The sequence below is a fragment of the Chryseobacterium jejuense genome, assembly GCF_900100075.1.
Taxonomy (GTDB): domain Bacteria; phylum Bacteroidota; class Bacteroidia; order Flavobacteriales; family Weeksellaceae; genus Chryseobacterium; species Chryseobacterium jejuense.
Genome location: NZ_FNEG01000001.1, coordinates 52,110 through 64,425 on the forward strand (window position 1 = coordinate 52,110; position 12,316 = coordinate 64,425).

The 12,316-nt window shown below is 35.9% G+C and carries 11 protein-coding genes; 4 read left to right on the plus strand and 7 right to left on the minus strand.

Going from position 1 to position 12,316, the window contains the following annotated elements; all coding sequences use genetic code 11:
* Nucleotide 1: 1 nt before the first annotated feature.
* The 7 genes from BLS98_RS00235 to BLS98_RS00265 all read right to left on the minus strand — a co-directional run bounded on the left by BLS98_RS00235 (nucleotide 2) and on the right by BLS98_RS00265 (nucleotide 7,924).
* Nucleotides 2-1,480, minus strand: a complete 1,479-nt coding sequence (locus BLS98_RS00235) for a lipopolysaccharide biosynthesis protein (RefSeq protein WP_089732457.1) — start codon at nucleotides 1,478-1,480, stop codon at nucleotides 2-4.
* 9 nt (nucleotides 1,481-1,489) lie between these two features.
* Entirely contained in the window at nucleotides 1,490-2,284 is a 795-nt protein-coding gene (locus BLS98_RS00240) for an FkbM family methyltransferase (RefSeq protein ID WP_089732459.1), read from the minus strand.
* A gap of 264 nt (nucleotides 2,285-2,548) precedes the next feature.
* The gene (locus BLS98_RS00245; RefSeq protein WP_089732461.1) at nucleotides 2,549-3,217 is read right to left on the minus strand and encodes a DUF2461 domain-containing protein; all 669 of its coding nucleotides are present in this window, start codon (nucleotides 3,215-3,217) and stop codon (nucleotides 2,549-2,551) included.
* 69 nt (nucleotides 3,218-3,286) lie between these two features.
* On the minus strand, nucleotides 3,287-4,516 hold the full coding sequence (locus BLS98_RS00250; protein ID WP_089732463.1) for an ABC transporter permease: 1,230 nt from the start codon (nucleotides 4,514-4,516) through the stop codon (nucleotides 3,287-3,289).
* A gap of 21 nt (nucleotides 4,517-4,537) precedes the next feature.
* On the minus strand, nucleotides 4,538-5,287 hold the full coding sequence (locus BLS98_RS00255; RefSeq protein WP_089732465.1) for an ABC transporter ATP-binding protein: 750 nt from the start codon (nucleotides 5,285-5,287) through the stop codon (nucleotides 4,538-4,540).
* A 54-nt stretch (nucleotides 5,288-5,341) separates the two neighbouring features.
* Complete coding sequence (locus BLS98_RS00260; RefSeq protein WP_089732467.1) at nucleotides 5,342-6,610, minus strand: efflux RND transporter periplasmic adaptor subunit; 1,269 nt, start codon at nucleotides 6,608-6,610, stop codon at nucleotides 5,342-5,344.
* 3 nt (nucleotides 6,611-6,613) lie between these two features.
* Nucleotides 6,614-7,924, minus strand: a complete 1,311-nt coding sequence (locus BLS98_RS00265; RefSeq protein ID WP_089732469.1) for a TolC family protein — start codon at nucleotides 7,922-7,924, stop codon at nucleotides 6,614-6,616.
* 227 nt (nucleotides 7,925-8,151) lie between these two features.
* Between BLS98_RS00265 and BLS98_RS00270 the strand changes: the two genes are divergently transcribed.
* The 4 genes from BLS98_RS00270 (at nucleotide 8,152) to BLS98_RS00285 (ending at nucleotide 12,259) form a co-directional block, all read left to right on the plus strand.
* The gene (locus BLS98_RS00270) at nucleotides 8,152-9,858 is read left to right on the plus strand and encodes a DEAD/DEAH box helicase (RefSeq protein WP_089732471.1); all 1,707 of its coding nucleotides are present in this window, start codon (nucleotides 8,152-8,154) and stop codon (nucleotides 9,856-9,858) included.
* A 152-nt stretch (nucleotides 9,859-10,010) separates the two neighbouring features.
* Nucleotides 10,011-10,649: a DUF47 domain-containing protein gene (locus tag BLS98_RS00275; RefSeq protein WP_045494045.1), complete on the plus strand. Its 639-nt coding sequence runs from the start codon at nucleotides 10,011-10,013 to the stop codon at nucleotides 10,647-10,649.
* Nucleotides 10,650-10,672: 23 nt separating this feature from the next.
* On the plus strand, nucleotides 10,673-11,815 hold the full coding sequence (locus tag BLS98_RS00280) for an inorganic phosphate transporter (protein WP_089732473.1): 1,143 nt from the start codon (nucleotides 10,673-10,675) through the stop codon (nucleotides 11,813-11,815).
* Between the two features lie 108 nt (nucleotides 11,816-11,923).
* On the plus strand, nucleotides 11,924-12,259 hold the full coding sequence (locus tag BLS98_RS00285) for a hypothetical protein (RefSeq protein ID WP_139166046.1): 336 nt from the start codon (nucleotides 11,924-11,926) through the stop codon (nucleotides 12,257-12,259).
* Nucleotides 12,260-12,316 lie beyond the last annotated feature (57 nt).

The window sequence follows — 12,316 nt, forward strand, 5'->3', positions numbered from 1 at the left end:
CCTATTTGAACTTAAAAATACTCTTAATAAACTTTGCATTCAGATAGTCTTCTATCGGGAAAATCTTTGTAAAATAATTTCCGATGTAGATCAATATAAGCACTACAGCAGGTTTGTAGATCAGATTGATGAAATTGCTGTCAAAATTAGGCAGAACAATCGCTACCGTAATCGCTAAAGTACAGATGATTGAAATGAAGATCATCTCAATTGTTAATGGTGAAACTTTGAAAAGAATGTAGTTGAATAAGATCTTAACAACATTATAGATGGTAAGAGAAATTGCGGTAGATAAAGCAATCCCGATAAGCTTCAGATCTGTATTCTTAATGAAATAAAAATTCAGTCCAATTGTTAATCCCGCCAATAAAAGCATTACCAGAATGTTGAATCTGTAATACTTTGAAAGTGAGATGATATTTCCGTTGAATCCTGTGGCAAGATCAATTAAAACCGCAGATCCCCAGATCCATACAACCGGTTCGTATTCTCTAAGCATTACCCCGTTTTTAGGCATAAACTGAGTCAGGTAAGGAAATCCGACCATAATGCAGGAGAACAACACTGCTCCCAGAAAATATAACGTTAATGAGGTCTTTTTATGAAACTTGTCCAGCCCTTCCATATCGCCATCAGCAAGATGTTTGCTGATAATAGGAGCTGAAATATTGAATAAGCCCAATTGTGGAATAGAGATTAGTGAAATAAGAGCGTACAGTACAGAATAAATACCATTTTCTTCCATTCCCATGAATTCTCCGATCATAAAGCTGTTGATGGCTAAATAATTCCCGAATGTTCCTAGGAACCCGAAAAAGCTATAGTTTAAAAACTCCTTCCAGAAATTATCTTTCTTAAAATAATCTGTACTGATATCAAAATGAATTTTCTCAAGCTTATTGGTGTAATAAATATACCCGAAAAGCATCAGTGCAAATATTCCGAAGAAAAATGCCAATGCAATATTCTGGGACATAGAAAAATAAAAGAACAGACAGAATGCCCCTAAATTAGCTATTTTAGGAAATAGATTATCAAAGATATTAGAAACAACAATTCTTTTATAATTGGAGGTGTATTTATTGAAAATAGCACAAAGCGATAAAACTAAAATAAGGGGTAAGATGATTTCTTTAATTTTCCAGGCTTCCGAACGAATGAACTTGGGGTAAAAGTAGGGAAGAACAAAAAATATAACGGAAAATACAAGAAAGTTAATCAAGACAGTAACCAGCGATAGGGAAAGCATGTTCTGATTTTTACCATCTTTCTGTAGAGAATGAAAAAACTTTACATTAGCATAGGAAATTCCAAAAACAACAAAAGGAACAAGCATTTCTGCAGTCTGCATACTGTAGCGGAGTTTTCCATAAAATTCAAAATCATTTGGAAAGATAAAAATTGCAGAAACTGTGCCCAGCAAAAACCCAATATAACCAATAATAGAATATTTGAAGCCTTGTCTCGCTACTACGCTCATAAAGTTGTTTTAAGGGTTTTTAGGTATAAAAATAATATTGTTGATGTACTGAGTTTTATTTTTTTCGTCGTTTATATTTTGTAGAAGAATATCCTCTGTAAGAGTTTCCAGGGTGAAGCTGTTCCTGTTCAGGTACTTTACCTCATATCCCCAGCTTTGCACTTCAGCGATTTCATTCCATATGGGTGTTTGGTGATGCCTTTGTTCCATCTCAACCATTAAGGTAGGCATAAACTGTCTGATGGTTTCTTTAGCTCCCGAAAGAGTTTTTATTTCATTGCCTTCAACATCTATTTTTATAAAATCCAGCCTGTTGAAGTGCTCTAGGGCAGCCCATTCGTCCAGTTTGATAACCTTTACTTTCTCGGTATAGCTTTTCTCTTCGCCTTTTTCTTTGTAAGCAGTGTTTAAGGTTCCACGGGAAGCGATGGTTTTTCCGTTGATAATGGGAACTTTGAATTCCGCAATTGTATTTTCATCAGAAAGAGCCAAAGGAAGTACCCTCATGCTGGGGAACAGTCTTTTCAGTCTGGTGTAAAGCCTTTTGTTAGGTTCAAAAGCATAGATATGCTCGTGGTCCAGCTTATTTTCCAATTGATACAGGAACGTTCCTACATTGGCACCAATGTCTAGTATTACAGCACTTTTTGGAAGGTATTCTTTGATCCATACCAGTTCCGGTTCTACATTGCGTTCCGAAAAATTATTTTTATTAAGATTGTTTAAGGTCTTAAAATATCTTTTCTTATAAAAATCCGGACTTATATATTGTAGTTTTTCTGCAATTTTTTGGTATAAAGACATCCTTAGCTTTTTGACGAACAGCAAAGATAAGCAAAAAAGTAAAACTTTTCTTAAAAAATGTTAAATATAATAAATTGATTTTCAGTTGATAGTATTTGCGGGGTGTTTTGTAAGGGGCTGAATTTTAATGAATTTTAAATTTGTCACAGAAACGTCTTATAGATGAATTATTCTTGAATTATAAAGGATTTTAAAATGTTTGATAAAGACATTAACCATAGATCTGTCTCATGTGTGGTTAAAATAATGAAAAGTCCTCAATATCTAATCCTGAAAAGGTGTATTCAGAAAATCATTAAACGGCTTCATCAGTTTAAAGATTTTGCTCATATTCTTCACTGCATTTTTATCCAGAATCTCTTCATCTTTTAAAGAGTAGACTACAATAAAGTTTTTAAGCTTTAAATATTCAGCCATGGGATCTTCCTTATCAAAGCCCTGAGGAACCTTTTTCAGTTGATCATCCTGGTCAAGTTCTGGGAAATGCTTTTTGAAATCTTTATGGTTTAGTGTTGCAAGGAAATCCTCGCCATATAGGGAGATTTCTTTTCGAACTTCTTTTAATACTGAAGACTCAGGCATATAAATTCCCCCAGCTAGAAAAGATTTACCAGGTTCCATATGAAGATAATATCCGCCTTTTTGATTTCCTTTTCCCATTCCCAGAGAAGCCCCGAAATTGGTTTTATAAGGGGATTTATCCTTTGAAAATCTGGTGTCACGGTAAATTCTAAATAATGCTTTTTTACTGTCAATTTTAGCAAGATCTTCATCAAAATCTGACATTTCCCTGATAAGATCATCTAAAAACTCAATAACATTTCCCTGAGATGCTGTATAGAGGTTCTTATTCTCATTAAACCATTCACGGTTGTTGTTTTTATCTAATTTCTTTAGAAAATCAAAAGTTTTGGAAGAAATGTTTGCTGACATATTGTGCTGGTATTAATTGATTTTATTCGTTGCTTATCCCCCCGCAACGTTATCCAAATTTACATAAAACTATTCATATCTCAATGCTTCAATAGGATCGAGTTTTGATGCTTTTAAAGCAGGGTAGTACCCGAAGAACACTCCGGTAACAGCACATACAATGAAAGAAATGATAATAGAAGATTCTGTAATGAAAGTAGGCCATGATAGAAAGAAAGTGACCAGTTCTGAAGTAAGAATGCCTAAAATAACTCCGAGAATTCCTCCGGTAATACTAATGAGAACAGCTTCAATTAAAAACTGATACAAAATATCTTTTCCTCTGGCTCCAATAGACATCCTTAAGCCAATTTCCTTGGTTCTCTCTGTTACAGAAACATACATAATATTCATAATTCCAATTCCGCCTACAATAAGTGAAATTCCGGCAATGGCAGAAAGTAATACAGTCAGAAGCTGGCTGGTAGAACTCATTGTAGATATAAGTTCCGCCTGGGTTCTTACACTGAAATCATCATTGCTTCCATCAACGGGAAGCTTATGTTGTTTTCTTAAAATTTCCGAAACCTGATCTGTAGCCTGTTGTGAAGTGCTTTCATTGGTAGAAGCAGCATAAATGGTCTGAACATAGGTGATTCCCAAGAATCTTCGCTGAACGGTATTAAAAGGGGCAATGATTACATCATCCTGATCCTGTCCGAATGCATTGGAGCCTTTTGGTGCAAGCACTCCAATAATCTTCATGGGAACCTTATTAAATCTGATAATGCTTCCAATAGGATCTTCTCCGTTAGGAAATAAATTGGTGTAGACTGTTTGTCCTAATAGACAAACTTTATTGGAAGAAGTGACGTCTTTCTTTGTGAAAAGATTACCATTGGCAATATTCCAATCTCTGATCTGAAAATACTCTTCATTTACACCCTGCAACTGAGTAGGCCAGTTGTTAGGACCATTGATAGATTGTCCATTGGTTTGTACAGCTGGAGAAACGTAAGAAACATCCGGGGCCCCTTTGGAAATTGCATCAGCATCCTGTGGTTTTAGAGTCTGAAGTCCGGAAGCACCTATTCTTGCTCCTCCTGAAACATTCACATTGCTTGAAGGCCGAATGGTAATCATATTGGAACCCATTGAAGAAAGCTGGTCGCTGATACTTTTCTTAGAACCCTCACCAATAGCTGTCATGGCGATTACTGAAGCAACGCCGATAATAATTCCAAGCATTGTTAAAAATGCTCGAAGCTTATTTCTTAAAAGAGCTTTCCAGGCAATTCTGAAGAGATTTGAGAGGTTCATTACAATGGATTTTTAGTTTAACTATTGATAGTCATCATTGACAGGAAGATTGTTTAAAGCCTCTTTGGCTGACTTTATATTGTCATTTTTAATATCCTTAATCACCTTTCCATCCCTCAATGTTACTGTTCTGCTGCTGAATGCGGCAATGTCAGGTTCATGGGTTACAAATACGATGGTACGTCCCTGTTTATGTAGATCCTGCATCAATGCCATGATTTCATAGGAAGTTCTGGTATCAAGATTCCCTGTTGCTTCATCCGCAAGAATCATTACCGGTTCATTCACTAAAGCTCGGGCAATAGCCACTCTTTGCTGCTGTCCACCGGACATTTGATTCGGAAGATGATCAACTCTACTTTCTAATTTTACAGCAGTTAATGCTTCTAATGATCTTTTGTGCCGTTCCTCTGTTGAAACTTTAGGATTATAAAGAAGAGGGAGTTCTACATTTTCCCTGGCAGTGGTTCTGGGAAGCAGATTGTAGGCTTGAAATACGAAGCCTATTTTTTGATTCCTTAGCAGAGCCAGTTCATCACGGTCAAGATTTTTAACGTTTACTCCATCCAGAATATAATCGCCGCTGGAAGGTTTGTCCAGGCAGCCCAGAACATTGAGTAAAGTGGATTTTCCCGAACCGCTGCTTCCCATGATAGTCACGAATTCGCCTCTTTCTACAGAAAAAGTAACTCCTTTCAAGGCGTGAACAATCTCTTCACCCATTCTGAACTCTCTTTTCAGATCCATAATGTCAAGAATTTTTTCTGCCATGACTTTTGTTTTAAAATTAGTAATTGCTGGATTAAGCTGTTTTTTTTTTTGTTTTTACTGTCTTGGTCCGCCGCCATTACCGCCTTTATTGTTTCCACCACCTCTTCTTTGAGGCATGAAAGGGCTTTTTGCTTGTCCACCTGATGATTTTTTAGATAAAAGCTTATAACCGGTGATGATATTATCGTTTTTATCCAATCCGGAAACCACCTGTATTTCAGTATCGCTATCCATTCCTGTTTTGATCTTTTTACGGGATATGGTGCTGTCTTTGGCTATGACCCAGACTCCGGCTTCATTTTTTTTATCTGAGGTTTTTCCACCCTGTTTTTTCCATTGTCCTTTCTCATGCTTTTTACCATTGATAAAAGGAGAATTCACCTTATATTTCTGAATAATGAGGCTGTCAGGTCTGAAAGTGGTTGCCGCCGCTGGTATTTTCATCACATGATCCAAAACCTGAGTGTAGATTGTAATATTTGCTGTCATTCCTGGCTTCAGTTTTAAACCTGAATTGTCAGCATCAATGATGGTGGTATAGTTAACAACATTGGATGAAACGGTAGGGTGGAGCCGGACTTCAGCAACTTCGCCATTAAAGGTTTCATCTGGAAAAGCATCTACAGTAAAGGTAGCTTTTTGCCCCACTTTTACATTTCCGATATCAGCTTCATCTACCGAAGCACGAACCCTCATCTTTGTCAGATCCTTGGCGATACTGAATAACGTAGGTGTGCTAAAACTTGAAGCTACAGTTTGTCCTTCGCTTACATTCCTGTTAAGAACCGTACCATCTATTGGCGAATAAATATTAGTTAGTGAAAGGTTTTTGTTGGCGGTAGAAAGCTGAGCTGTTACAGTACCTACCTGCGCTTTTGCCATATTGTATTGATTGTTTGCAATGTCAAAATCTGCTTTGCTGATGGCGCCTACTTTATAAAGCTGTGACTGCCGGTTAATGTTGATTTCATTATAAGCAAGATTGCTTTTAGCATTTTGAAGATTAGCTTTATATTGTTCAGACTGAAACTGAAGAAGATCCGGATCTAAAGTAGCCAAAAGCTGTCCTTTTTTCACCGTAGAATTAAAATCTACATAAATATTTTTAATGATTCCCGATACCTGGGTACCCACTGCAACCGTATCTACAGGCTGAATGGTCCCCGTAGCGGTAATGGAATTTGAAATTTCGCCCATTTCAGGTTTTACTGTTTCCAGTTGGATTTTTATTTCTTTTTCTCTTATGAAGAAAAACCAGACTGCACCTATTGCAATGATGCCGCCCACAACCCAATACAACCATTTTTTAGTCTTTGTTTTCATAATTTACTTTAGATTTATAGGGTTACCTGCATAAAATTCATAAATCTGTTTATTGAGAACTGCAGTGTACTTAGCCTGCAGATAATTTTGAATAACCTGAATGTAAACCAACCGTTGTTGTTGTAGCTGTACATAATCAATGCTGCCTATTTTCATTTGGGCATTCACGATGTCATAGCTCTGTTTGCTGATGTCCATCTGTTTAGATGCGGAATCGTACTGGGCTAAAGCATTCTGTAGATTGATATAAGACTGTTCGATCTGTTGATTGAGAACGGTTCTTGTATTTTGAAGATCAAGATTGGCTTGTTCTATAGCAATTTTTGATTTTTCAATCTGGGTTTTGTAAATCCTGTTGTTGTAGATCGGGATTCCTAGGCTTAATCCGATAGGCATATAAAAATTGTTTCCTAGCTGATTAAAATAATTTCCATTTCCGTTAGAATAATTGGTTGAAATATTTCCTGTTACGCTTAAAGTTGGCTGAATAGATGCCTGGGCCATTTTAAGATTGGTGTTGGAGTTTTCTACACTCAATTCTCCATATTTGACCTCCGGACGTTGGTTTTGTGCCAGATTTTGAACCTCCTGAAGGGATTTTAGTTGGTTGTCTACAATAATGCTGTCCGGTTTTACAATCTGAAAATCATAATTGCTGGGAAGTTGCAGGATTTGTTTTAAATTAACAATATTGGTCCGTAGGTTATTCTGCGTTGAGGTTAAATTATATTGATCCTGGGCAACCTGTGACTGAATCTGAAGATAATTGAGTTTGGAAAGACTTCCGGCTTTATAGAGTTGATCGCCTTGCTTTAACTGGGTTTGGGTTGTTTTTAAAACATTTTCCAGGGAAACAATATTTTCCTGATTCATCAGGATGCTTAGATAAGCTTGTGTAATGCTTAGGGTGATGTTGTTTTCAGATTCCTGTACAGATAAGTCAGCCATTTGAACAAGTAAGTTTTTTGAAGCCTCATTGTTGTTAATATAATTGGCATGGTAAAGCGTCATGGAAGAGTTGGCACCAATATTTTGGGATTGTACACCGGTTGCATGAAGTCCGTTATTGCCGTTTAAGGCAAAAAGACCTTGTGAAACAGTTCCGCTGAGGTTGGGGTATTTTGCCTCTTTAGCTTGAAGCAGATCCTGTTGAGCTGAATTTTTTGAAAGCCTTAATGAGTTGATAGAAATATTATTTTCCTTTGCATATTCAATACAATTATCAAGGGTCCATTGGGTGGGATAATTGGGTGTTTGAGCAAATATTTCAAGCGTTATCAATGAGAATATCAAAAAGAAAAATCTGCGTTTCATAGTTTTGTTTTTGAAAATTCATAAATAATAAAGAAAAAATCAATCCAATTTAATAAAAAAAAGCATTGGTTAACAATTTTTTAACTTAAAGCTTGTTTTTTTGGATTTATTTTTTCAAATATTAAAAAAGTATTAAAAGATTCTGAATTTAAGATTGCATATTTAAAACTTTATTCAAAAACAAGTCAAATATTTATTGTATCTTTGCAAAAATTTTAAAATAGTTAATGAATTTATTTACGGAAACCAATTTAAGTCCTGATATCCTTAAGGCAATTGGCGAACTGGGCTACGAAAGCCCAACAGAAATCCAAAAACAGACTATCCCTTTTATTCTTTCAGATATTCGCGACTTGATCGCACTTGCGCAGACAGGGACAGGCAAAACAGCAGCGTTTTCGCTTCCGATTTTGGATATGATTGACGATACGAGTCGCAAAATCCAATTATTGGTGCTTTGTCCGACACGGGAATTATGTCTTCAGATTTCGAAGGACATAAAGAATTACTCTAAATACATGAGCATCAAAACTACTGCGGTTTATGGTGGAAGTAGTATTGTAGAGCAAATGAGATCATTGAAGGATAAACCACAAATTATTGTGGGAACTCCAGGTAGAGTAATTGATCTTATCAACAGAAAAGCATTAGATTTTTCTGCTATTCATTGGTTAGTATTAGACGAAGCTGATGAAATGCTTTCAATGGGATTCAAAGACGAATTGGAAACCATTCTAAGAGAAACTCCGGAAACTAAACAAACTTTCTTATTCTCGGCTACGATGAATAAAGAAGTGGAAAGAATTTCCAAAAACTATCTTACAAAGCCACACCGTATTTCAGTAGGTTCTATCAACGAAGTGAAGAAGAACATTACTCACGAATATTATGTGGTAGGATACCGTCAGAAAAAAGAAGCATTAAAAAGATTAATTGATGCTAACCCTAACCAGTATTCCATTATTTTCTGTAGAACAAGAATGGAAACTCAGGAGGTTGCAGATTTCTTAATGCAGAACGGTTATGCGGCTGATGCTCTTCACGGAGATCTTTCTCAGGCGCAGAGAGATACGGTAATGAAGAAATTCAGATTGAAAAACATCGATATCCTTGTAGCAACAGACGTTGCGGCAAGAGGACTAGATGTAAACTCTCTGACTCACGTTATTCACTTCTCTTTACCTGATGATCCTGAAGTATTCGTTCACAGAAGTGGAAGAACAGGTAGAGCTGGTAAAGATGGTATTTCTATGGCTTTAATTAAGCCTGAAGAAAGCAGAAAGCTGAAGCAAATTAAATCTGCTACTAAAATTGAAATTAACGAAAAATTCATTCCTACAGGAGACCAGATTATCAAGGCTCAGGTTGGAGGTGTTTTCGAAAAACTATTGACGGAGCACGAAGATCTTTTCGAATTTGATGATAGCTTAATCCCAGATCTTAGCAACTTCACAAAAGAAGAATTGGTACACCAGTTGTTACAGTTCCAATTGAAGGATCTTGCTTTATATTACAAAGACAAACACGATCTTGTTGAGCAGAAGTTGAGCAACAGAGACGATGATTACTCAAGAAGAGACCGTGGACGTGATAGAGACAGAGATAGAGGAAGAGACAGAGACAACAGCAGAGACAGAGATCGCGGTAGAGACAGAGATCGTGGTGGAAAGCCAAGAAGAAAAGATGAAAACATGGTTAGATTCTTTTTCAACCTTGGTAAAAAAGACCACTTGAAGAAGCTTGATGTTTTAGATATTATCAATAAGGCTACTGCTGATGGTAAGAGCAAGAAAAGAGCTGAAATCGGTGATATCGAAATTTTAGAGAAATTCTCTTTCTTCGAAGTTGAAAAATCGTATAGAGACAATGTCTTGAGCAATATTCAATCGATGAAATTTAAAGGAAAAGATATGAGAGCTGAAGTAGCTAACTAATCTCTTTTTTATACCCTATAAAACCGGCAGTAATGTCGGTTTTTTTATTTGGTAATCAGGAGGTAAGCGAATGTTAACAAAACTTAATGTTATATAGTTTCATGGGCGGTCCTTTTTTAAGAAATTTGCACTCGAATTATAAATACTAAAAAATGGGAATTGGTAATATTTTCCACGCTTTTCAACCAAAAGATAAAATCTTCTTTGTACTTTTCGAGAAGGTAACAGAAAACCTAGTTGCAATGTCTGAAGAATTCAACGCTGGAATCAAGGATTTCGATCTTAATGACGATTCAATGTTGAAAAAAATGAGTGATTACGAACATAAGAATGACGAGCTTACTCACGAAATCTTCGTAGAACTAGGAAAAAACTTCATTACTCCTTTTGACCGTGAAGATATTCACACATTGGCAACAGGATTAGATGATATCGCAGATTATATCTACGCATCTACAAAATATATCTTCTTATACAAATCTCCTGAGATGAAAGCTTATTCAGACTTCTCTCTATTGATTCACAAAGCATGTCTTGAAATTCAGAATGCAATGAAGAACCTTAAAGGGTTCAAGAACATGGAGCAGGTGAAAGAAGCTTGTATTAAAGTAAACTCTATTGAAAATATTGCAGATGATTTGCTTTCTAACTCAATGGTAGATTTATTCGAAACTAATGATGCTATCAACATTATTAAAGTTTCATCTGTATTGAACTATCTTGAAATCGTAACGGATAAAGCAGAAGATGTTGCCAATACAATTGAGAACATCATGATTAAATACGCCTAAAAGATAACAATACATAGCAAAAAATGGAATTTCCTATTTTACTTGTAGTTATTATTGCGTTGGCGCTAATCTTTGATTATATCAATGGTTTCCATGATGCGGCCAACTCGATTGCAACTATCGTATCTACAAAAGTTTTAACTCCATTCCAGGCTGTACTTTGGGCAGCACTTTGGAATTTTGCAGCTTTCTTTATTGCTGCTTATATTATTGGAGAATTCAAAATTGGTAATACAATTGCCAAAACAGTTAATGAGAATTTTATCACTCTTGAGGTTATATTTTCAGGTCTTATAGCAGCCATTGCCTGGAACCTTTTGACGTGGTGGTTTGGGATTCCTTCCTCATCATCACACACGCTGATTGGAGGTTTCTTAGGAGCTGCTCTTATGCATGCTTTCATGATGGATTATCATGCTGTAGCTGCAGCACAGCCGGAGCTTGGGGTGTGGGAGACCACTAAAGCAGCTTTCGGCCAGGTAACTCATCAAGGTGTGGTGAAGTTTGATAAAGTAATTCCTATCTTCCTGTTCATTTTCATGGCACCGATCATAGGGATGATTATCTCCATCATTATTACATTAATTATTGTTCATCTTTATAAGAAATCAAATCCACACAAAGCAGATAAGTCTTTCAAAAGATTACAGTTGGCTTCGTCAGCACTGTTTAGTTTAGGACACGGTTTGAATGATGCTCAGAAAGTAATGGGTATTATTGGAGCTGCCGTAATTTATTATCACGTTAATATGCTTCAGGATGTACAGTATTTGAATATTCCTTCCGCAGAACGTTTTGATTACTTTGCACAGCATTATATTTGGGTTCCTTTAGTTTCATTTATTGCCATTGCCTTAGGAACAATGAGTGGTGGTTGGAAGATCATCAAAACAATGGGAACTAAGATCACTAAAGTAACTTCATTAGAAGGAGTAAGTGCAGAAACTGCAGGAGCTATTACTTTATTCATCACAGACCACTTTGGTATTCCTGTATCTACAACACACACCATTACAGGTTCTATCATCGGGGTAGGATTAACGAAAAGGATTTCTGCTGTAAGATGGGGAATTACCGTAAGCTTACTTTGGGCTTGGGTATTAACCATTCCAATTTCAGCATTGGTAGCAGCAAGCACTTATCTTATTGTAACTTTTCTTTTTTAAGATAAAAATCACAATTATCATATAAACTTTGTCCATTTGGGCAAAGTTTTTTGTTTCTGAAAGTTGGTTAAAAAGAAATTTTGGCATAACCCTCAATTAGATTAAATTATGAAAATATTTGTTTTTTTATGCTTTTTAATGTTGGTATCTGCATGTGGGGAGTCTGATTGCAATAATGTGAAACAAGCTTTCTATCCTGATGAATATAATTTGATTGTTGGAGAATCAAATATAGATAACTCATGGATCAAAATTACAGGTTATGATCCCATAACAAATAAAAAATCTAATATTATGGTGCATAATAATTGGATCGTCGATTATAACGAAGTTGAAACGGGAGATACGATAATGAAGAGAGAGGGAAATTTGGAACTTGTTATTCATAAAAAAGATACTATTATCAGGCATGATTGGTATTGTAGAGGAAAGGCCTATAAGTAACTTGAATACTTACTTAAGCTATATTATGAATTCAAGTAAAAGAAATACTCTCAGTTA

Excerpts from the sequence above, each read along its gene's own strand:
- BLS98_RS00285 (WP_139166046.1), top strand. The coding sequence starts at position 11,924 with ATGAAAATATTTGTTTTTTTATGCTTTTTAATGTTGGTATCTGCATGT.
- BLS98_RS00255 (WP_089732465.1), bottom strand. The coding sequence starts at position 5,287 with ATGGCAGAAAAAATTCTTGACATTATGGATCTGAAAAGAGAGTTCAGA.
- BLS98_RS00240 (WP_089732459.1), bottom strand. The coding sequence starts at position 2,284 with ATGTCTTTATACCAAAAAATTGCAGAAAAACTACAATATATAAGTCCG.
- BLS98_RS00265 (WP_089732469.1), bottom strand. The coding sequence starts at position 7,924 with ATGAAACGCAGATTTTTCTTTTTGATATTCTCATTGATAACGCTTGAA.
- BLS98_RS00245 (WP_089732461.1), bottom strand. The coding sequence starts at position 3,217 with ATGTCAGCAAACATTTCTTCCAAAACTTTTGATTTTCTAAAGAAATTA.
- BLS98_RS00275 (WP_045494045.1), top strand. The coding sequence starts at position 10,011 with ATGGGAATTGGTAATATTTTCCACGCTTTTCAACCAAAAGATAAAATC.
- BLS98_RS00260 (WP_089732467.1), bottom strand. The coding sequence starts at position 6,610 with ATGAAAACAAAGACTAAAAAATGGTTGTATTGGGTTGTGGGCGGCATC.
- BLS98_RS00280 (WP_089732473.1), top strand. The coding sequence starts at position 10,673 with ATGGAATTTCCTATTTTACTTGTAGTTATTATTGCGTTGGCGCTAATC.
- BLS98_RS00250 (WP_089732463.1), bottom strand. The coding sequence starts at position 4,516 with ATGAACCTCTCAAATCTCTTCAGAATTGCCTGGAAAGCTCTTTTAAGA.
- BLS98_RS00235 (WP_089732457.1), bottom strand. The coding sequence starts at position 1,480 with ATGAGCGTAGTAGCGAGACAAGGCTTCAAATATTCTATTATTGGTTAT.
- BLS98_RS00270 (WP_089732471.1), top strand. The coding sequence starts at position 8,152 with ATGAATTTATTTACGGAAACCAATTTAAGTCCTGATATCCTTAAGGCA.